The organism is Chitinophagales bacterium (genome assembly GCA_041392475.1).
Lineage (GTDB): Bacteria > Bacteroidota > Bacteroidia > Chitinophagales > UBA2359 > JAUHXA01.
The window spans coordinates 3,500,319-3,522,353 of the sequence record JAWKLZ010000001.1 but is presented as its reverse complement, the minus strand read 5'-3'; the positions used below and the strand labels follow the sequence as shown (position 1 = coordinate 3,522,353).

The 22,035-nt window shown below is 40.1% G+C and carries 13 protein-coding genes; 3 read left to right on the top strand and 10 right to left on the bottom strand.

Features of this window, described 5'->3' with window-relative positions; genetic code table 11:
• Window positions 1–10: 10 nt before the first annotated feature.
• Window positions 11–373 (bottom strand): T9SS type A sorting domain-containing protein, encoded by a 363-nt coding sequence (locus R3E32_13130; GenBank protein ID MEZ4885669.1) that lies wholly within the window; start codon window positions 371–373, stop codon window positions 11–13.
• A 323-nt stretch (window positions 374–696) separates the two neighbouring features.
• On the opposite strand from R3E32_13130, the gene R3E32_13125 reads away from it, so the two are divergent.
• The gene (locus R3E32_13125) at window positions 697–1,776 is read left to right on the top strand and encodes a hypothetical protein (GenBank protein ID MEZ4885668.1); all 1,080 of its coding nucleotides are present in this window, start codon (window positions 697–699) and stop codon (window positions 1,774–1,776) included.
• Between the two features lie 317 nt (window positions 1,777–2,093).
• On the opposite strand, the gene R3E32_13120 is transcribed toward R3E32_13125, so the two are convergent.
• Window positions 2,094–3,338, bottom strand: coding sequence for a M20/M25/M40 family metallo-hydrolase (locus R3E32_13120; protein ID MEZ4885667.1), 1,245 nt, complete (start codon window positions 3,336–3,338; stop codon window positions 2,094–2,096).
• A 52-nt stretch (window positions 3,339–3,390) separates the two neighbouring features.
• Window positions 3,391–3,954: a phosphatase PAP2 family protein gene (locus tag R3E32_13115; protein MEZ4885666.1), complete on the bottom strand. Its 564-nt coding sequence runs from the start codon at window positions 3,952–3,954 to the stop codon at window positions 3,391–3,393.
• A 144-nt stretch (window positions 3,955–4,098) separates the two neighbouring features.
• On the opposite strand from R3E32_13115, the gene R3E32_13110 reads away from it, so the two are divergent.
• Window positions 4,099–4,413: a hypothetical protein gene (locus tag R3E32_13110; GenBank protein ID MEZ4885665.1), complete on the top strand. Its 315-nt coding sequence runs from the start codon at window positions 4,099–4,101 to the stop codon at window positions 4,411–4,413.
• A 315-nt stretch (window positions 4,414–4,728) separates the two neighbouring features.
• Here the strand turns inward: R3E32_13110 and R3E32_13105 are convergent, their stop codons facing one another.
• From R3E32_13105 to R3E32_13080, 6 genes are all read right to left on the bottom strand, one after another.
• Entirely contained in the window at window positions 4,729–6,876 is a 2,148-nt protein-coding gene (locus R3E32_13105) for a xanthine dehydrogenase family protein molybdopterin-binding subunit (GenBank protein MEZ4885664.1), read from the bottom strand.
• A gap of 114 nt (window positions 6,877–6,990) precedes the next feature.
• Window positions 6,991–7,443 (bottom strand): (2Fe-2S)-binding protein, encoded by a 453-nt coding sequence (locus tag R3E32_13100; GenBank protein ID MEZ4885663.1) that lies wholly within the window; start codon window positions 7,441–7,443, stop codon window positions 6,991–6,993.
• Between the two features lie 445 nt (window positions 7,444–7,888).
• Entirely contained in the window at window positions 7,889–15,070 is a 7,182-nt protein-coding gene (locus R3E32_13095) for a choice-of-anchor L domain-containing protein (protein MEZ4885662.1), read from the bottom strand.
• 58 nt (window positions 15,071–15,128) lie between these two features.
• Window positions 15,129–16,145 carry a UDP-N-acetylmuramate dehydrogenase gene (gene murB, locus R3E32_13090; protein MEZ4885661.1) on the bottom strand — a complete coding sequence of 339 codons (1,017 nt, stop codon included), beginning with the start codon at window positions 16,143–16,145 and terminating at the stop codon, window positions 15,129–15,131.
• A gap of 256 nt (window positions 16,146–16,401) precedes the next feature.
• Window positions 16,402–16,851: a hypothetical protein gene (locus R3E32_13085; protein MEZ4885660.1), complete on the bottom strand. Its 450-nt coding sequence runs from the start codon at window positions 16,849–16,851 to the stop codon at window positions 16,402–16,404.
• Window positions 16,852–16,966: 115 nt separating this feature from the next.
• A complete protein-coding gene (locus tag R3E32_13080; GenBank protein ID MEZ4885659.1) occupies window positions 16,967–17,470 on the bottom strand; it encodes a hypothetical protein in 504 nt (167 codons plus the stop codon).
• A 270-nt stretch (window positions 17,471–17,740) separates the two neighbouring features.
• Here R3E32_13080 and R3E32_13075 point away from each other — a divergent pair, with 270 nt between their 5' ends.
• Window positions 17,741–19,102, top strand: coding sequence for a cytochrome P450 (locus R3E32_13075; protein ID MEZ4885658.1), 1,362 nt, complete (start codon window positions 17,741–17,743; stop codon window positions 19,100–19,102).
• Between the two features lie 20 nt (window positions 19,103–19,122).
• Here R3E32_13075 and R3E32_13070 read toward each other — a convergent pair whose 3' ends face one another.
• Window positions 19,123–22,026: a glycosyl hydrolase 115 family protein gene (locus R3E32_13070; GenBank protein MEZ4885657.1), complete on the bottom strand. Its 2,904-nt coding sequence runs from the start codon at window positions 22,024–22,026 to the stop codon at window positions 19,123–19,125.
• Between the last annotated feature and the right edge of the window lie 9 nt (window positions 22,027–22,035).

Sequence of the window (22,035 nt, the reverse complement as noted above, 5' to 3'; positions counted from 1 at the left end):
GCATAATTTTTTATCGAACAACAATTCTTCCAGAAGAAACACGTTTGTTGTTGTGAAGAATAAAGTAAAGGTAAAAGCCTGAATCTAAATTAGAAACATCAATTTGTGCTTCGTTTTTATATATTTTGGATTGATATTTTACCTTGTTGCCAATGAGGTCAAATACTTCAATTTGATGCTCTTTTTGATTGGGGTTTTGAAATTTGATAGTCGCATAGTCGTGTGCGGGGCTGGGGGAAACAGAAGAGGAAACAGTGACATCAGAAACGCTTTCTACCATTGCAGTTGGAGCAGAAGAAGACCGTGGACTTCCCAGAAGGTCATTTACAAACAGCAATGTCATAAAGAAAAAGAAGGTAAAAATTGGTTTCATGATGGGAATGTTTTTTGGGTAATAATTATTTACATAGTTTTCTTTTGATGAAAAGGCAAAATAAATGTTTTGTTAAGTTTGTAGTATATAAACCACTTTAACAACTACCAAGTTTATATTAGCTCTACTTTTCATAAGCAATTTTCTTACCATTTTTGAAGTATATACTCCTTAATGATGCACTTTGGATGTTATACCCCTATAAAAATGGCTTTATGACGAAAATATTACCAAAAAAGAAGGTGTAACTTTCTGCTTCTGCAATAATCTATATACAATGGTGTTGTTAATTTTGGTTTGAATGACAAAAATAAATAAAACAAATGATTTTTTTTCGGTTAATACTCTTCTGTTGTTCCTTTTTCTGGGCTGCTAATACATTTGCCCAAAATCTTGCCTACTATCACGACAAAAGAAATCAGTTTTGGGTATTCGACAATGGTGAATACCACAAGCTCGATCACATCCCTGCAAGAGATGTGTTGTTGGGAGGCGATTATTTAATCTATGTAAATGGTCGAAATGAAATGATTTTTTACAAAAATGGGCAAACGCAGATGATTGAGTTCAATGTGAACAATTCTTATATGCCGACCAATTATTTTTTGTTCAATCAGCAGACAGGTGGAGGGATTCAGATTATTCATGATGAAAAAAGGCATAAAGTTGCTTTAGGATTTGATATTGAATATGCACTAGGTGACAGTATTTTTGCCTACAAAGATTTCGATAGATACTTAAAAGCCTATTATCATGAAGAAGTAGCAGAAATTACGAATGAACCACTTATTAACTTCAAAGTGAGTGACAACAGTGTGGCGTATGCTACACAAAGTGAAATGTTGTATCTATTTTATGATGGAAAGATCGAAGCCATTGCAGATAGGATTCCCAATGACTACTATGTGGGCAACAATTTTTTGGTGTATCTCAATCCCTTCAATGATTTGGTGGCGTATGATGCAGGAGAAACCCACGAACTAAGCAGCTTTTACCCGCCCAAAAGTTACCGAGTCGGCAACAATATTGCAGCTTTTGTGACCGATGAAGGTTATTTCAAGGTCTATTGGCAAGGTGAAACGCAAGAATTGCTACCTTTTCCTCCCAAACAATACCAAATCGTGGACAATACGCTGATGTATGTGGACGATAGGGGCTACCTCCATGTTTTTTACAAAGGGAAGGATAAAACGCTGGAAGCATACGAACCACAATACATCAAAATGTTTGACGGAATAGTGGTTTATATGGATTTGGACGGTCGTTTGAAGGGTTTTTATGAGGGGAAAAAAGTGGAAATTTCGGATCGGATTGTGGAGAGTTTTGAGGTGATGGGAAGGGTTGTCTTGTATCAAGTACTGAATGGGGAAACGATGGTGTTTTTTGATGGGCGGAATTATTGAAGTAAATTTCCTATCAAAGGTTTTTTGTATTTGTCATCTGAATCTATGTTTTCTTTTCGCAATAAATTTATTGCAAAAGTTCTAACTTCAGAAAAAACTTTGGTGACTACGCATTTTCTCCTAAAAAGAGATATATATAGACTGTACAATAATGCGTGAAATTCACATGAATTGATTTTTTTTTTTTGGGGGGGTAGTCATGCCTTGAAAAATACTTCTAATCACTTGGGAAAAGCCAGTGATTAGAAGTATTCTAACCATTGAAATAAGCCAGAAGCGGAATTCGGGGAAATTCGATGGTTTATGAACTACTCAAGCTAAAACACTACCTTCAATTTCAGTTCTTTATCTCCTCTTTTTATTTTGATGGTTGTTTTATCTCCTACTTTGAACTGCGCCAAACCTTCCATATAGTCATAGATGTCATTCACTTTTTTGTCACCCATCTCGATAATTACATCACCATTTTGCATTCCCGCATTGGCAGCGGGCCGTCCTTCAATCACACTATCCACTTTCATACCTTCCACAGTTGACACATAATCGGGCATGACACCCAAGGTGACTTTGAAGTTAGATACCTTGCGTCCTTCACTATCATCTTTGGTTTTGGTGAACTCCAATCGACCTTTGTCATCCATATTTTCAATCAATTGCAACATGAAGTTGCCAATGCTATAAATTCCTTCATAATTCACCAAGTTGCTATCGTCCTCAGGTTTGTGGTAATCATTGTGTTGTCCTGTGAAAAAATGCAAAACAGGAATATCTTTTAAGTAAAAAGAGGTGTGGTCTGACGGGCCTACACCGCTATCACTCGATTTTATTTGAAGGCTATCCACGTCAATTTTAGCCAGTTCTTCCTTCCAAATTGGAGTTGTTCCCGCACCACTGATGGCCAATACCCTCTCTTCATTTAGCCTGCCAACCATGTCCATATTGAGCATATAATTCACCTTAGTCAAGTCAATTGTAGGTGAGTTGGTATAGTTTTTAGAACCAAACAAACCCATTTCTTCACCCGAAAAACCGATGAATAAGTAATTGTAGCTTTTTGCTTTTGAAGTCTTTAGGTGTTCTGCCAAATAAAGCATTGCAGCCACGCCGCTTGCATTGTCATCTGCACCATTGTGAATCATTTTTTCCTCACCCGTATATCGAGAGCCAAAATGCCCATAGCCCAAATGGTCGAAATGTGCGCCAATTATTATCCATTCTTCTGCGCCATTGTCGAGAGCCGCCACCACATTTTTACCAGTTCTCGGTTCTCCTTCCTTCAAATGAGGGTTGGAATTGAAGTTGAAGTCAAAGGTGTGAAACCATGTACTGTCCATTCCTTTGGGCTGCAATCCCATTTCTTCAAATCGCATGGCCAAATATTTTGCAGCCATGTCTTCTCCTTTTTTGCCTGTTTCCCGTCCTTCCAACAAATCGGAGGAAAGAAAAGCCACATCTATCTGAATAGCTTGCAATTTCTGTTCTTTGCTTGCGGTCTTTTGTGCTTGTATTGTAGTGCATTGAAGCATGATCCAACAAGAAACAAAGAGGATGAAATTTTTCATATATAAATATATTTTGAAATTCTGTAAATTTTGTTGCAAAGTTAAAGAACATTCACGTCAAATCAATTCGCCTTTTTGCGAACTCTCCTGTCAATCGCCCAATCAATATACCCAATATTGCTCCTGCAAAGATGTCTAACGGAAAATGAACTCCAACATATACTTGTCCATAAGCAATGCTTGCTGCCCACAATAAGCCTATCGGCAACAGCCTTTTATATTCTTTCCCGAAGAGCATGATAAAATAAACTACAATGGCAAAATGGTTGGTCGCATGAGAAGAGACAAAACTTTTGCCCCCTCCACAAGGCACTAAGATTCTGATGGTATCCATTAAACTGGGGTCATTGCAGGGACGTAACCTGTTGACCAAAGGTTTGATAAGCCCACTACTCAACTGGTCGCTCAATACGACTGTTATTACGGCAAACAATACAATCACCCAAAAGTTTGAGCGATAGTTGTAAGCTAAAAAAGTAAGTAGAAATAAATACAGTGGTGCCCAAAAATATTTTTCCCGCCAAAAAGGGATAATTGCATCCAATACAGCATTGTGTAATATCCCATTGAGGAGGTGAAAAACTTGGTAATCCAACTGCAATAACAAATCAATCATGCACTTAACCGATTGTAGTAGACAAATCTGAAATCTAAAAACTATCTTTGGTAAACAGGTAACTTGATTTTTTCACAAAAATAGTACAAACATGAGCTACGAACAAACAACCGTGAGCCCTTATTTGACTTTTAAAGCGAACCAATGTCTTTCTACAAAGAAGAAGCATTGAATGGAAAATTAAAACTAATGAACTTTGAAGGTGCGGCAGTACATGTAGCTGAAGAACATAAAAATAGAATCGTACATGCTACACTTAATTTTGGGAAATACTATATCATGGCTTCAATTATGCCTGACCAGCCTGTGAATTGCGACAATGGAAATAGTATTTCGATTGCTATCGCAAAAATTGAAGAAGGTGAACAATACTTCAATAATTTGTCGGGAGGCGGAATAATGATTATGCCTTATTATTATTTTTTTTTTGGAGCGCAAAATTTGAGATTAGATAGATGATAAAATGCTGTTTATAAAAGCATTAAGATATATAATTGTACTTTGGGAAATGAAAAAATAGGCACTAAATTTATAGTACCTATTTTTTTTTGAAAAAAAATATAAAAGTTGTTTACAAAAACTTATTCAATGCTATCAACATAAGTATCGTCCAATCGGTACAATCAATACCCTCAAAAATCTTTTTAGAAACCTCAAAAAAAACTAATTTCATAAAGTCACGACCCTCTTTTTAAGTGCTCTCTTTTTACTATTTTAATAGTTTCCCTTACGTACTCGGTCTAAAATAAACTCGTTTGGGAAACTTTTTTTTGTTTATCCCAACAACTCCAAATCCACAAAAGGCTGTGTCCTCATTCTTTTACCAGTAGCTTTGAAAACTGCATTTGCCAAAGCACCCGCAGCAGGTGGCAGTGTCGGTTCACCCAAACCCGTAGGCGATTCGCCATTATCCACAAAAAACATTTCTACCTTTGGTGCCTCACCCATACGAATCAAGCGGTAATTGTTGAAGTTGGTCTGCTGTGCTTCACCCTCTTTGATGGTCAACTTGCCATACATTGCATGACCAATTCCATCAATAATTCCCCCCTCTACTTGATTCTCAGCACCCGTAGGGTTCACCACAATACCGCAATCCACCGCACAATATACCTTTTCTAATTTGGGGCTGCCGTCTATCATTACCACCTCTGCTACTTCTGCCACATACGAATTATGAGAATAATAAGCACTCATACCCAAAAAGACATCATTTGCGCTGTTGTTCCAATTGGATTTTTCGGCAGCCAATTCCACAGTTTTTTTGAAGCGTTGTACATCGTAACCCACTTCTCCAACAGGTTCATTGATAGCTTTGTCAAACAATTGCAACCGAAAAGCCACAGGATCTTTTTCTGCTGCCAATGCTACTTCATCAATGAAACTTTGTTCTGCTGCTGCTAAAAAGTTGGCAACTGGTGCACGCCATGCAGCAGTAGTGACATTGGATTCAAGGTTGTGGGTTTCAGCCAAATAGTTTGGTACAGAAGCTGCGGGGAAATTGTTTTCACGAACCGTATTGTCCATATTGATTCCTGCGCCTCGAATGTGGTAGGCAGTCATATTGCCATTTTCGTCCAAAGCTGCACGAAACAGATATTTACAAGCAGGACGGTACATACCTGCACTCATATCATCCTCTCTTGTCCACTGCAATTTGATGGGGGCTTTGGCCAAACTCGAAATTTCAGCCGCTTCTTTCACAAAGTCAGGATACAATCGCCGTCCAAATCCACCTCCCATTCGTGTCATGTTTACGGTGATTTTGCTTTCGTCTATTTCCAGCATTTTGGCAACATCCCCTCTCGCCCATGAAGGAACTTGATTGGGACCTAACAATTCCACTCCATCTTCTCGGACATGGGCAAAATAGTTCATGGGTTCCAGTGTGTTGTGTGGAAGCAGTGGACATTCGTAAATCGCTTCTACGACTTTTGCCGCTTCTTTGAAGGCCTTGTCCACATTGCCATCCTTGCGTTTGGGTTCTTTTGCTGATTCTTTGAGCAAAGCAAGCATTGCAGCATCCTGACTTTCGCTGCTTTCTAACCCCTCAGCATTTTCCCATTCAACAACCAGAGCATCTCTTCCTTTTTTAACATTCCAAGTAGAATTTCCGACTACGGCAACTTTATCTCCAAAGGTAATCACCTCTTTTACCCCTTCAATTGCTTTTGCAGCCGTATCATCTACGGACTTCAATTTTTTGCCGAAAGGTGGGCGCACAGCCATGGCATATAACATTCCTTCTCGCTGAACGTCAATACCAAAAAGTGGTTTACCTGTCACAATTGCAGCATTGTCCACATTTGGATGCGAATGACCAATGATTTTGAAGTCTTTAGGGTCTTTCAAGGTCGCATCAGTAGGGGCTTCCATCACAGAAGCAGTTGCAGCCAATTCGCCATAACCGATGGATTTATTGGAGCTTGTATGGTGTACAGTTCCGTTTTCGGTAGTACATTCACTTGCAGGGACTTCCCATTGTTTTGCAGCTGTTTCTACGAGCATTTGACGAGCTGTTGCACCTGCTTTTCGGAGGGATTCCCAACCTTGTCGAATGGATTGACTGCCGCCTGCTACTTGACGTTCATACCAATCGGTGTTCAAAGGAGCTTGTTCTATCAATACTTTGAACCAGTCAGCATCCAATTCTTCAGCGACAATCATAGGCATGGAAGTTTTCACACCTTGCCCAATTTCGGGATTGGGTGACATAATCGTGATTGTACCATCTGTTGCGATTTTGATGAATGCATTGATGTCTGACCAATCTTCGGGGAAAAGTTCTTTTTTGGTGATAATAGCTGCCTTTGGATTGGTAGGAGAAGTACAAGCATTGAAGAGGTTGAAGCCTAAAATTAAGCCACTTCCTGCCAAAGTCGACGATTTGAGAAATGAACGGCGGTTGTATATTGTTTGCATTTTTTTGAAGATTATTTTTTTGTTTAAAACCAAGTGTAAAGCTCAAAGTACAACTTCACTGACTGTGAAATTCGATTTAATCGTGTTGAGAAATTAATAGCTATGCACTAAATGTTATTTAGCTGCCGTATGTATTGCCTTCCGTATCCGATTATAAGTGCTACAACGACAAATATTTCCCGCCATAGCTGCGTCAATGTCAGCGTCTGTTGGTTTTGGATTTTTCTTCAATAATGCTGCTGCACTCATTATTTGTCCAGCTTGACAATAGCCACATTGAGGTACATCTATTTCTTGCCAAGCCAATTGCAGAGGATGATCACCGTTTTCGGAAAGTCCTTCAATGGTGGTGACGGTTTTTCCTTCAATTGCAGAAATAGGCAATGAGCAAGAGCGAACAGGAACACCGTTGAGATGTACTGTACAAGCACCACATTGACCGATGCCGCAGCCATATTTAGTTCCCACCAATCCCACTGTATCACGCAGTACCCAAAGCAAGGGTGTGTCTGAACTTACTTCCACTTGGTATTTTTCACCGTTTACTTGAAGCGTAAAAGTTGCCATAAGATTTTGAATTGATTGTTGGTATAATTGATAAGATTAAGATATTTAGACTTTGGACGCAGGAGCAAAGATGCAAGAAGTAAGAGTTTAATTGGCTGACAATCAATCATTTATACTTAGTTGCATTAATTGATTAAGATTTTGATTATCAATTTTTATATCTCACATCTTGCTTCCTACTTCTTTCGTCCAAAGTCTAAAAGATATAGAATTTGTGGGAAAGGAGGAAATATTTAACAAAACTATGGGAATAAATTCCGTTCAAGCTCCAAATATTCCCTTCTTTAACTCCATTCGGGTTGTTTTGTTCTCAAAACTTGCTGTGAATTGAACACCAATAAAAAGAAAAAAGCGATTGAAGTAATGAAACTCCAATCGCTTTTATTTTATCATTCATCAGAAAACAAAAAATAATGCTTTTTTGCTTTCATCTTATACTTGAGGACTATCTAATCAATGTGATAGAACCTGCGAGTATTTCAACACTCTCTCTACCTCCTAAGCGGTATTCTACCACATAAGCATAGACTCCCAGTTCAGATGGTTCACCTTTGAACGTTCCGTCCCATCCTTCACCATCTACATTTGTTTCAAATACTTTCTCTCCCCAACGGCTGTAAATGCTGTAGTTGACCAACTCAAAGTTGAATCCAACAGGGAAAATCAAATCATTGAAATTGTCTCCGTTGGGAGAGAAGGAGTTCGGCATAACAATCGAGCCTGTAGGTTGGATGATTACCTCCACAAAATCCACATCCGAACAACTATCACTACTGGATAACTGATAAGTAGTCGTTTGAGTTGGCGTTACCAAAGGATTTTGCGAGTTAGCTTCTGTTGGGTCTAAGCCTGCTCTTTCTTCATCAAAACCTTCTGCTACTGTCCAAATATAACTGTCAGCAGTCAATCCACCACTACCTTCTAAACGAATACTTTCGCCTTCGGTGATGATAATATTTTGACCTGCATCCATATTGACATTTGGCATAACTGTAACGGTGATTTGCTCACTTGCTGAACCACACTCGTCGTCTGCACTCAAAGTAAGCGTAATTGTTCCTACTTCGGCTTCTGATGGACGATAGACGGTTTCTAAAGCACTATTGAGCGTGAAAGAACCCAAACCACCAGTCCAGTTGATATTGGCAATATCGCCAATACCAATGTTGGAGCCTGACAAAGATATGCTCTCACCAGGACAAACTGCATCTGGTTGTTCAATGAACAACTCGGCAGTAGATTGTTTCACATCCAAGTCGAAACTAGCAGATGGCGAACCACAACCTTCTACACTCATGGTAAGCGTTACTGTTCCTACATCACTTGGATCAGGTTGGTAAGCTGTCAGTAGGCTGGTTGGGTCGGTAAATGTACCATTACCAGAAGTCGTCCACATAATTCCCAAAGCATTCTCTGCTGTGGCAGTGCTGATATCAAACACAGCATTGGAGCAAGTTTCTCCCAATGCAGGAACAACAGCAGTAGCCAAAGGCTCTAAATCTACAAACACCTCAGCGGTAGATTCACAGCCATTTTCGTTGATAACCGTAACAGTGTAGGTAGTTGGTACAGTAGGTGTAGCCACAGGATTGGCAATGTTTGTATTGCTCAAAGTTCCTGTTGGGTCATCCCAAATATACTGAACACCTCCACTTGCAGCGAGAGAGAAATCATCTCCAATACAAATCAAACCAGGTTCACCTGCTGCTGCTTGTGGCAATTCATTCACTACAACAGTCACTTCTGTTTCGCCTGTACAACCTTGAGCATCTGTACCTACAATTGTATAAGTTGTGGTAACAGAAGGAGTAGCAATAACATTGTTTCCAGTCGTTGCACTCAAACTTGCGACATCACCTGTCCAAGTATAGTTTTGCGCACCAGCAACGGTCAACGTCGCACCCGCAGCATCACCAATACAAATCTCTTGGTCTGGAGCATCCAATAAAAGTTCTGTACTTACTGCAATGTTTACCTCAGCAGAAGCTGTACATCCATTGGCACTTGTACCGATAACCGTATAAGTCGTGCCTGCTGCTGGAGAAGCAGTAACTGTTCCTCCTGTAGTAGCACTTAGAGAGCCATCAGGATCAATCCATTCGTAGGTAGCAGCTCCTGTTGCAGTGATGTCCGTAGAACCATCTTGACAAATTTGTAGAAATTGAGGAACAATCACGTTTGGTTCTGCATATACTTCAATATCAATCGAAGCCGTTGCAGGGCAACCGTTGATATCGGTCGTAACGATATAGGTGTAAAGACCAGGGGTAAGAGGTTCAATGGTTACATTTGCACCTGTACCTGTTACACTTTCGCCTTCCCAAGTATAGTTGCCCGTACCTGTTGCAGTTAAAGTTGTATTTTCACCTGTACAGAAACCCAATTGTGCCGCATCTAATGACACCTGAGGCTCAGATACATTGATGGTGATTTGATCTTCAGCCGTACATCCATTCGCACTTGTTGCAATAACAGTGTAAGTAGTTGTTGCGGTTGGAGAAACGGTCAATAGTTCACCATCGCCTGTTACATCAGTTGTAGACCATTCAAAGCTCACCGCACCTGTTGCCATAATAGCTGTGTTTTCACCAAAACAAATGGTATCATCATTGGCCATCACACTCAATTGAATGGGTTCTTCCACTTCTACGGTTACTTGTGAAATATTGGTACAACCGTTGGCATCTGTACCAATTACATCGTAAGTAGTAGTAGTGGCAGGAGATACATTCAAGTTGTTTACAGGATTACCGTTCAAAGTCCATACATAGGTATCACCACCTATTGCAGAGAGTGTATGCGAATCTCCTACACAAAGTGTTGGCGCATCTACTGCTTCAATGGTTGGCAAATCGTTGATGACTACAGAGAAGGTAGTGCTACCAGAACAATCGTTGTTAGTACCTGTAAGCGTATAATTGTAAGTACCAGGTGTATTTACATCTACGACCACACTTCCGCCCGTTGTTGTACTCAAACCGGGGCCATCCCACTCAAATTGTGTAGCACCATTTGCATTTAGAGTAATGGTTTCTCCTACACATAGTGTTGGGTTGGCAGGATTTACAGAAATGTTCAAATCTGCTTGGATACTCAAAGTAGCTTGTGCTTGACCTGAACAACCTGCGGCTGTTGTACCTGTCACAGTGAAGTTTACAGGGTTACCATCTACTGGCGTAACTGTTACTTGGTCGCAAGAAGGCGAGTTGCAAGTAACAATATTGCTTGGATTCCATTGGTAAGTAGCTCCTACACCTGCTCCTGAAACAGACATATTGGTACTTCCTCCTGGACAAGCTGTTCCATCTTGCACTTGAAGTACAGGGTCTTGATTGAAGGAAACAGTAGCTACTGCTTCGTCCATACAGCCAAGAGGTGTTTCTACGGTTACAGAGTAGGTCATATCAATAGTAGGAGTGACGGTAGTTTGCCCTGTGTTGTTTTGTGCAATCTGATTGCCATTGCCATCATAGAAAGTGTAGGTGTTATTTGTATTTGTACCTGCTTGAAGTGTAACGGGAGTACCTGGACAAATAGCGTTAGGTGTTGCACTAAGTTGAGCTGTTGGCGGTTGAGCAACTTGAATAAAAACGCTTTCAAAAGCGGTACATCCATTGCTATCGGTAATCATTACGGTATAAACCGTTGTTTGATCTGGACTTGCATTCGGTGTTGCACTTGTTGCATCATCTAAGGTTTCAGCATTATCCCATTGATAAGTGGCACCTGCTCCACCGTCTGCAAACAAAGGCGTTTCTTCCCCTTCACAAATATCGGTATCCCCACTCGCATCAGTAATGGGTTGGTTTATTTGTAGTTCAGCAGTGGTTTCGGCTGTACAGCCATTTACATCTGTTCCTACAATATTGAAGGAAGCATTGGCATTTGCACTGATTTGAACTTGTCCGTTAGCGTTGCTGATAATTTGGAAAGCTCCTCCACTGATTTCTTCAAAGGTATAATTAGCTGCACCTACCAAGTTGTAAGTAGCTATCTCACCAGGACAAACAGAAGCCAATGGCGGATCAATGACAATGTTGATTTGAGGGAATACATTCACTGTCACGAATGCTTCATCTTCACAACCTTGTGCATTGACAATGTTTACAGAATAGGTAGTCGTAACCGCAGGGCTGGCAGTCACTGTACCCAATGTAGTAGAAGATAATCCTGTTGGTGGATCCCAAAGATAGGTTGCACCTGCACCACCGTCAACAGTTAATGTTGCAGGGTCGTCTGCTCCACAAGTAAACGGATCTGGTGGAAGTTGAACTTGAATAGTTGCTACTTCAACGGTAACACTTGAAGTAGCCGAACAATTACCGCTTGCATCATAACCCGTTACGATATAGGTAGTTGTTGCAGTTGGAGTAGCTGTTTGGTTGGCACCATTTGTTCCTTGAAGACCATTTGCTTGGGTCCATTCAAATGTAGCTATACCTTCGCCAGTTGCGTTTAACTGTACTTCATCTCCATCGCAAATTTGGGCAGCACTTGCATCTGCAGTTATATCTACTTCAATAACTTCAATGGTTGTTTGCAGTTCTACTGGACAATCCGTTCCAACTGTAAGTGTATAAGTAGTAGTAGCGGCAGGAGTAACAGTAAGAGATGTGCCATTTGATACAACTCCACCACTTCCATCTGTCCAAATCGTTGCAAAACCATCTCCTCCTTCAACTGTTACAGTCACTTCGTCGCCACTACAAGCGGCTACTTCTGGAACGAGATCTACTTCTGGGTATGGATTGACTTCAACGGTTACATCTTGCTGTACTTCACATCCTCCAATCACATCTCTTGCAATCAAAGTATATACAGTAGGCTCATCAATTGAAACCTCTGTGGTGCTGCTGTTAGGATTGGATAGACCTGTTGAAGGAATCCATTCGTATTCAAAATCACCACTACCTGCGCTTATGCTTGCAGTCAATGTTCCTGATTCTCCCGCACAAATGACAGGTGCTTCAATGGATAAATCAGGCTCTTGAATTACTTGTACAGTAAAGGTCGTTTCGCCTGTACAAATACCCGCTTCATCTGTACCAAATACAGTATAGGTGATTCCGTTGTTGACAGGATTTGGAATGAAAAGAGCTGAACTTGCTCCTGAATTAGCAATAAGAGATCCTCCTGATGGTGTCCAGGTGTATTTCGATGCACCAAAAGCATTGATAGTAAATGGGGTTAGATTAGCTAAATCAATACACAAAATTTCGGGAGCGTCAACTGTGAGTTCTAAATTTTCTCCAACTGCTACCGAGATAGTTTGCGGTGGAGTACAGCCTAATGGTGTTACTGCTGTCACTGTATAAGTAAATCCGTCACTTGGAGGAGTAGCAGTAACCACAGAACCATCGGCACTGTTCATTGTGAAAGCACCTGCTGGTTGCCAAGTAAATGTCACACCAGGAATTGGCTCAATTGCCAAATCAATTGAAGTGATATCACCACAGATAACAGGGTTTTCGGTAATGAATTCAATTTCACGAATAGGCTCTACGGGAGCCAATACGGAAATGGTATCAAAACAATTATTGGTTTGAGCAACTAGTTGGAAAGTAGTATTTGCGTCAATTACAGGGTTATAGGTTTGATTGGTACTCAATACATTGCCATCCATGTCTAACCATTGGAATTGTTGTCCACCTTGACCTACTAAGGTCGTTGTTTCACCTGCACAAACCGTTTGTACTGGATTGAAGGCAGCATCTACTTGATCTACTACTAAGGTGATTGTTTTGGGGTTAGGGCAGGCTACTCCCAATGCTGTTACGGTGTAGGTAGTCGTGACACTTGGGCTTACTTGAATGCTTGTGCCTGTTCCTGCGGACAAACCATTTGGACGTTTCCAGAGGAACGTAGTACCATCACCAGATGCAACAGATAATGTAGCAACATCGCCTGGGCATATTGGAGGATGTGGTTCTAGGTTCAATTCTGCTAAATCTACAGTTACTTCAACAGGGAAGGTTTCGGTACAGCCTGGTCCAGAGCTTATGATTACTTCATAGGTATAGGTTGCTCCATTGCTATTTGGCGGGGTAAATGTTGGACTAGCGCAATCTGTACAGCTTAAATTGTTTGCAACACCGCCACCGGGTGCTTGCCAATCATACGTAAGTCCGCCAGTAGCACTCAATTTTACGGTTTGATTGGCGCATATACTATATTCTGGAACTGCTGCAAAGTTGGCTGTATTTGGGTCGACATTGATGGTCGTAGATTCTTGATCTGTACAAATTGTACCCTCATAGCCAATAATAAAGGTATAAGTCGTTGTAGTATTAACAGTTGCAATAGGATCTAAACAGTCTGTACAACTTAATCCTGCGGCAGGTTCCCATCGAATAAAGAAACGATCTTGTTCCAAGTTGATACCATTGGATTCTTCTCCATGTAATTGTACTGGAGTACCTGGGTCGCAAATATCAATTGGTTCATTGACTACTGCTCTGATTTCATCATAAATCCAGAAGGTGTCCACTTGATAAGGGATAGGGCTACAAGAAGCGTAGAAAGCAAAGGTGATAAACTCATCGCCTTCGAGTGCGCCATCCACAATTGGGAAAATGTCTAACTGTGCTTCAGTTCCATTAGGTGGTATCATAACAGCACCTGCCGACAAGGTATAGTCACTAAAAAGTGTAGCTGTTCCTCCAAGAACTACGGCATCTGGATTATTAGGGTCTTGGTTTGTTACCAATTGAAGGGTGTAACCGTCTTCACTGGGGAAATCGGTGGAGAAAGTAACCGTACCCTTTCCACAGTTTTCTACTACAAAGTCCAATTCTTCGGTGGAAGAAATATTGGATACAGGAGGTTCTACGGCAAAGGCATTACTAATAAAACTTCCTTCTTCTAAGAATACACCTGAATCGAAAATCGGATCACTTACATCTGCAATAGCTAAAGTTAGGTGGTAGGTATTACAGGGAGTCACTTTGGCTTTTGCAGTCAATGTAGTGGTAAAACCATCGTATTGAATGAAACCATTACTCGGAATGCCAGGGGTGTTGGCAATGTAAAATTGACTATAAGCAGCAAAGTTTAGAAAGTTGATAGCTACAGGGATTTCAGGTGAGCCAGGAATAATGGCAATGTTTTTCTCAATGACCGATAAATCTTCGGGATATTCGGGAAGTCCTTCAATGAGGAAGGCAAATATATCATTGAATGAAGAACCCACATACTCAGGATATTCTTCTGAGCCGAATACGTAGTTGAATTTTATGCTATCTCCTTGTGGGACAAAATCAAATTCCAATACACAGGCATTGAATGTTCCATTGTAAGCTTGTGGAAATTCTTCAAGAGGCGCATATCCTGGGCCTCCATTTGATGATGATGCGCTACCAACAGTATTAGGACTTAGTGCTACGGCGGTTGAACCGCTTGTCAGTAGAATACCTGAATTCATAGAGAACCCAGCAGCAGTAGCTCCATAAAAATAACCTGATGCATTGTTTGGGCAAAGCATCTCTACATTGTCAATCTCCAAACCATAACCCACCAATCGCTGTGCAAGCGTATCGGGAAGGAGAGGAGGAGAATTGATTACCCCAATCTGTGCAAAAATTGGACTACACAACAAAAGGGAGAGTATTAGTGTATAAACTCTTTTCATAAGGAAAAATTTAGTGATATTAACAAATTTATAATATATTATCTTTTTTGATTAACGTTTAAATCATATTTATTTCTTGTTCTAAATCAATATTGAATTTTGATTTGACTGAACATTTAATATTTTTTGCCAAAGCTGCGATTTCTTTTCCTGTTGCATTGCCGTAGTTTACCAACACTAAGGCTTGATTTTTGTAAGATCCTGTTTGTCCTACTTTTTTGCCTTTCCAACCACATTGTTCAATCAGCCAGCCAGCAGGAATTTTTATAGAATGTGCATCTATTTGATAATAGGGCATTGAAGGATATTGATTCAATAACTTTTCAAAGAACGGAAGATAGACTATGGGATTCTTAAAAAAGCTGCCTGCGTTGCCTATTTTTTTTGGATTTGGTAGTTTTTCTTGCCGAATCATACAGATAGCGTCACTTACAGCTTTGATACTCAGTTCTGTAATTTCCATAGCCTCTAATTGCTGTCGTATAACCCCATAATCAAGTTTATATTGCGGTGTTTTGTGTAGTTTCAGCGTCACAGAAAAGACAAAATAGCAATCTTTCAGATCTCTCTTGAAAACACTATCTCGATAATCAAATTGACATTCTTCAGCTGTAAATCGGCGTATCTCGCCTGTTTTAAGGTCAAAAGCTTCTAATTCGCTAAAAACATCTTTTAGCTCTACACCATACGCACCAATGTTTTGAAGAGGAGCTGCGCCAACAGAGCCAGGAATTAAAGAAAGATTTTCGATGCCCGACCAATTTTGATTCACGCAGTAAGTTACGAATTCATGCCAATTTTCACCACCATAAGCCTTGACCCATACATGATCTTCGGTTTCTTTTACCATTTCGATGCCTTTGATGGCATTGTAGAGTAAAATTCCTTCAAAGTTTTGGGTGAACAAAACATTGCTTCCGCCTCCTAAAATTAGTTTAGGCGTTTTTGGATAAATAGGGTTGTTGAATAGGTTTTGAAGGTCAGAAAGTTCTGTGATACGGGTAAAATATTTTGTGGTCGCTGCAACTCCAAATGTATTGAGAGATTGTAGAGGTGCATTGTGTTCAATGGTCATAAGTGGTAATCAGCCAAGTTTAAACAATGATGTCAAACACAACAGTTTCTATAAAATTATCGTGTTTCCAGTTAATAGACTTGCAAATTACAAAATATGCTGCTTTTGGTGTGTATTTTTTACTGAATCTACCAAAATACTGCGCTATCCATGACATTTAGCAGTCACTTTGGTATAGCAGGAAGGTAAAATAAAAAGGCTTTCTTCGTGTTGGAAGAAAGCCTTTTGGTAAATATACTAATTGAAGTAATACTTGTTATTCAACTACTTCAACATCAGTAATGAAATAATTGGTATCACCTTGCCAAGAGAAAGCGTTCATTTTTTCTTTGTAATTTAAGCTAACTCTTTTTCCTTCAAACTCTTGTAGTTTTTTGTAAACTGCATCATCGTTTACCGAAAACTCCCAAATATCATTGCCTACAATGGCTGTCACATCACCTGCTGAGCCAACCCCGCCCAGATTTAACTGTCCTTCGTAGGTTTTGAAAATGAATCCTTTTTTGGAGATTTTGATAAGATATCCTGCTCGAGTGCCTTCGCTGTACGTCATGTTGGAAACACCTACAAAGGTGGCACTACCCAATAAAAGAATGAGTAAAAATACCCATCCCAATTTTTTAAAAAATGATTTCACTCCTCCTTTTTTTGCAGGAGAGGTAGCTTTGGTGTTGGTGGTGTTGCTATTATTTGCCGATGAACTCATTGATTGTCAATTTTTATTTTGAATAAAACACAAAGCAGCACTTTCTGCTTTATGTTTAGACGCTGTTTATCCATTTTGTAACGTAAAACTATTGCAAGTGTTCTGAAACCAACTATCATATAGTGATTTTCAATCTTTCCCCAGTTTCCAAATAATAATTGATGGATTCTTCCCAATCCTTCAACTTATATTGATACTTAGCATCCAATGCTTTTTGACCTCGTTTATTGCCTTTTTTGTTCAGTCCAATATATGTATAGGTCACCTCTGCTGCGGTTTTTGTTGGGTCAGTTTCCATGACTTTGCAGTGGACATGAATAGTCCAGACACGGTTTTTTGAAGAAACTGTATAAACTACTTGCTTGCTTTCAAGGTTCAAATAAGAAACTATCCAAAGAAAAGTCGTCTTCACATTTTTGAAGCTGTAGGTTTTGAAAACCATGTTTTCCTCCAAATCACCTGTTTCGCAATACACCATTTCTGGATTCCAGTTATGCGCCCATTTTTTTTCTTCAAATGGACCGAACAATGGAAATACGATATCTGGCAAGGCATGAAGGTAAATGGTTTCGGTTTGGGTGATGCGATTGGGGATAAAAAACTCTTTTTCTTTGCCCATAGTTAATGATTTATAGTATGTTGTGAAAAATTGTATTGATTTGATAATTAGGCAATATAGGCAGTTTTTCTGAAGAATACAAAAATAGAAAAACAAAAGATGGCTCAATAGCATTATCCCACTATGCAATGAATGAAAATTAGAAAAAGAATTGAAATGAAAAAAACGCTTCCCTATCAAACGGTTCGGAATTTTAAATCGGACTATGATTTTTGACCAGTACGCACAAAAAATAAATAGAGTTATTTCACCCTCCAACAAACATCTTCAATGACAACCCAAAAAGCAACTATTCCCATTTCTACCAAAAAATTGCCTGCACCAAAAAAGCACTGGCTTTGGAAAAATATGAAGGATTTTGCTCCAAATCCTTTGGCTTTTATTATGAAAAACGTTGCAGAATTGGGAGATACTTTTGAAGCTGAAATACCATCTCGCAAGTTTATCATGACTGCAAATGCCGATTTGATTAAGTACGTTTTGCAGGGAAACCACCGAAATTACCGCAAAACCAAATCTTATGATCAAATGAGGTTGCTTTTAGGCAATGGATTGGTGACGAGTAGGGGAGATTTTTGGCGAAAACAAAGGCGATTGGCGCAGCCTGCTTTCAACAAAAAGAACCTCGAAAATCTGTTTCAATCAATGGGTGCTGTGGTGACGGATTACATGAAAGAGTTGAACAACAAGCGTGGGCAAACCATAGATATTGCCCACGAAATGATGGCTATTACCGCCAAAATTGCGATTAAATCTTTGTTTAGCGCAGATTTGGACGGTGACTTATTGAAGGTTTATGACAGCATGACAGATATGCAGCGATATGTTGTTTTGCGGATTCACCAACCCATTTTTACACCTTTTTATCGCTTCAATGGTCGGCATAGTCGCTACGAAAAATCTTTTGAAGTGATGGACGGCATCATTCAAAATTTGATAAGAGAACGGCAAGAAAGTGGTGAATCAAAGGACGATTTGCTGCAAATGTTGATGGACGCAAGGTATGAGGATACGGGTGAAAAAATGGAGTACGAACAGCTTCGAGATGAACTACTGACCATCTTCAGTGCGGGACACGAAACTTCTGCCAATGCAATGGCGTGGACTTGGTATTTGCTCGTGCAGCATCCCGAAATTGTCGAAAAATTGAAGGAGGAAGCTCAAGCGATTTTGAATGGGCGATTGGCAACTTTTGAAGATTTGAAACAACTGACCTATACAAGACAGGTATTGGAGGAAGGGATGCGTTTGTATCCGCCTGCGTGGATTGTGGGCAGAGAAGCCATTGAAGCGGATGAATGGGAGGGTTTGGAGATAGAAAAAGACAAAAATATGCAGTGTTGTATTTATGCTTTACACCACAATGCTGCCTATTATCCTGATCCAGAAAAATTTGATCCCGAAAGGTTTACGCCCGAAAAGGTGAAGGCTCGCCCAAGTCATCACTATATGCCTTTTGGGGCTGGACCACGCTTTTGTATTGGCAATCATTTTGCGATGATGGAAATGCAGTTGATTTTGGCGGCAATGGTGCAAAATTTTGATTTTGAATTGATTGAAGGTCAAAAAATAGTTATGGAGCCTTTGATTACCTTGCGTCCTAAGTATGGAATTAAGTTGAAGGTGAAGTAGGTTTGACGAAAGGCAAAAGTTTACTCTACATACATGCTCTCTGGTGGGCCTAAGTAACTTTTGTTTGCTGTCTGATCAGTTGTTTCCAACACAATTTTTTGAAGCACAACACCTGCATCTACCATCCAAATTTTTAAGATATGATTGCCCGCAGTTTCAATTTGATGTTCTGAAACTGAATGGGTAATGGCATTTGCAACGGACTCTCCCCACCAACTTTTTGATACATCACTATGCATATTCACTATTTGTGGCGTTTCTCTATCAATGGAGACGGCATACTTCAAGCCATCGCTGATATTGCTGTGGTAATTCAAAGTAGGTGATAAAAAAGTCTTGACTTTGATTGTACCCGTTGAAGTTAGGTGAATATTATACTCCAAATGTGGAGTATCTTCCCCAATGTTTTGTGTCGGAGTAGTGACTGGAAAAGGAGTCATAGCAGAACCTGTTCTACCTAAATCGGGTATTTCGACCCAAGCAATATCAACTTTCTTTACATTGTTGGAAAAGCTGGAGGCTTCAATAGAAATATATCCATTGCTCTCCACAAAACCTCTGGCATCATTCGTGTTGGGATTGTGAGCGGTGAATAAAATTGGTACTTTTACCTTGTCCTCACTTTCCACATTTACAGCCGCTTGTATTGTTCCTTTTGGAGCTTTATCCCAATCAATGGAAACATAGTTTCGATGTTGGTCATCAACCTCACCCGCCTCTTGTTCGATTTTTATCCAATCTTCATTTGCCTTCATTTCGTAACTGAAAGCTGTTTTGCCTTTGTTGAAAACCTCAACATAGTATTTTTGACGGTGGTATTTGTCAAAATCTGGTAGCCTCAAATCTATGTCGAAAATGGGGTTGGGAAAATGAATAAGTGACCCTTCAACAGCTACGCCCATTTCACCTTTTTCAGGTAGTTCAATATCTGTCACTTTGGGCATATTATTATTGGGGGGTTGCTGCCAATAGGTGTATCCAATGTGGGTTTGGTCCATCATATGGTTCCACTTGCCATCTGCCATTATGTGGTTGTAATGGTGCGAAATCAAAGAGTCCTTCTCAAATAAATCTCTGACTCGCTGTGCTATATCATTGGTCAATGCACGACCTTGTAGAACGTACCACTTGTTTTTTGCAGCTGTTGTGTAGAGTTCGTTCAGATTGGCGCAGGCTTCAATAGGATGCAGCACCAATTGATAAAATGCGTCTTGGTACTCATTCGGCATTTTTTCGTTTAAGGCTTTCGCTCGTTCCGCCAGTTTGTTGTAGTCTGCCACCACAGTTTCTGCCTCATTGAAGTTCACCAAACTATAGGTTTGAGGCGATAACAGTTCGGGTTTTCTTCTAGCATTGTATTTGGTATATGTTGAAATCAAATCCGCAATCTCTGCAGTATGTTCTATTCCAAATTGGCGACCTACCCATGCTTCTGTATAGGCTTGTAGATCATCTTTGCCAATTGCTTCGGGATTCCACGCATAATCCAAGAAAAACTCAATCGGAAATTCCATTGGTTTGATGTCGCCCACATTGACGACCCAAAGACGGTCTGCCCCCATTTCGTAAGCCAAGTGCATTTGTTCCCAAGTTCGTGAAATAGGATTGGTGTTCACCCATTTATAGTTTCGAGGGCCGCCTACATAGTCAAAGTGGTAATAAATGCCATAACCTCCTTTCCGAGGCTTGGTATCTGGAGTAGGTAATTTTCGGATATTGCCCCAATTGTCGTCACACAAAAGCAAAGTCACATCGTCAGGTACACGCATTCCATTGTCGTAATAATCCATTACTTCCTTGTACAAAGCCCACATTTGCGGCGTTTGCTCGGTGGGTTTACCTGTTGCTTCTGCAATAATTTGGCGTTGGTCTTTCACGATGGTTTCTAAGAGTTCTATAGCCGTATTTTCGGTCATGGGTTCATCCCCATCGCCTCTCATACCAATGGATACAATGGTTTCTGTATCCCCCATTCGTTCCATGCCACCTTTCCAAAACTCCCGCAATCTATGTGGATTGGTAGCATAGTTCCAATCCCCTTCCCCAAATTCTTTCCATTCCGCATGGGCACGAGTCAATGGTTCGTGGTGTGAAGTTCCCATCACAATTCCGTATTCATTCGCCAATACTGGATTTTGAGGATCGTTAACATAAAACATTCTGCCCCACATGGAAGGCCACAAATAATTGCCTTTCATCCGTAAAATCAATTCAAAAACATGGTCGTAAAATTGGGCATTGAAGCCATCAAAATTTTCAAATGCCCAACCGGAAAGCGCAGGTGCCTCATCGTTGATAAAAATGCCCCGATACTTCACTTTGGGGGTTCCTTTGGTATGTGAACCACGGATGATATAGACGTTTTGTTTTTTCTTGACAGGAACATCTGCCCAAAAATACAAGGGTGAAACACCCATTTCATAGGAAATATCAAACATTCCGTAAATCGTTCCTCGTTTGTCACTTCCTACAATTACCAAAGCTTCTTCCACTCCTTCAATGGGGTTTTTGACTGTTTCAATCAAAAAGGTTTCCCATTTACCTTCAATGGAACTCACATCTATTTTTTTGTTGAAAATCAATTGGTCAATGATTGAACTTTTGCCAATCGTTCCCACTAAAACTGCTGTACCATTGGAAGGTAAAGTATGGGTAATTAAATCGGGTTTCACAGACGTAACTCGCTCAATATCTTCTTGAAACATTTTTACGACCCGTAATACTCCTTTGTGATCTTCGCTACTCACATAGATTGGGGTGGCGTTTTTGTCTACTAAAAGCGCAAAACCATTGTCGGTAGAAACTATTGAATTGGTTGAAAATGCCATTGAAGTGGGCAGGGACGAATTTTTGCAGGAAAAACCCACCATAAAAAAAAGTAATGCAAGTAATAAAAATCTATGGTTGATTTGCAAGGAGTTCATGTTGTAAAA

Coding starts and splice junctions, on each gene's coding strand:
- R3E32_13130 (MEZ4885669.1), bottom strand. CDS start 373: ATGAAACCAATTTTTACCTTCTTTTTCTTTATGACATTGCTGTTTGTA.
- R3E32_13125 (MEZ4885668.1), top strand. CDS start 697: ATGATTTTTTTTCGGTTAATACTCTTCTGTTGTTCCTTTTTCTGGGCT.
- R3E32_13120 (MEZ4885667.1), bottom strand. CDS start 3,338: ATGAAAAATTTCATCCTCTTTGTTTCTTGTTGGATCATGCTTCAATGC.
- R3E32_13115 (MEZ4885666.1), bottom strand. CDS start 3,954: ATGATTGATTTGTTATTGCAGTTGGATTACCAAGTTTTTCACCTCCTC.
- R3E32_13110 (MEZ4885665.1), top strand. CDS start 4,099: ATGTCTTTCTACAAAGAAGAAGCATTGAATGGAAAATTAAAACTAATG.
- R3E32_13105 (MEZ4885664.1), bottom strand. CDS start 6,876: ATGCAAACAATATACAACCGCCGTTCATTTCTCAAATCGTCGACTTTG.
- R3E32_13100 (MEZ4885663.1), bottom strand. CDS start 7,443: ATGGCAACTTTTACGCTTCAAGTAAACGGTGAAAAATACCAAGTGGAA.
- R3E32_13095 (MEZ4885662.1), bottom strand. CDS start 15,070: ATGAAAAGAGTTTATACACTAATACTCTCCCTTTTGTTGTGTAGTCCA.
- murB (MEZ4885661.1), bottom strand. CDS start 16,145: ATGACCATTGAACACAATGCACCTCTACAATCTCTCAATACATTTGGA.
- R3E32_13085 (MEZ4885660.1), bottom strand. CDS start 16,851: ATGAGTTCATCGGCAAATAATAGCAACACCACCAACACCAAAGCTACC.
- R3E32_13080 (MEZ4885659.1), bottom strand. CDS start 17,470: ATGGGCAAAGAAAAAGAGTTTTTTATCCCCAATCGCATCACCCAAACC.
- R3E32_13075 (MEZ4885658.1), top strand. CDS start 17,741: ATGACAACCCAAAAAGCAACTATTCCCATTTCTACCAAAAAATTGCCT.
- R3E32_13070 (MEZ4885657.1), bottom strand. CDS start 22,026: ATGAACTCCTTGCAAATCAACCATAGATTTTTATTACTTGCATTACTT.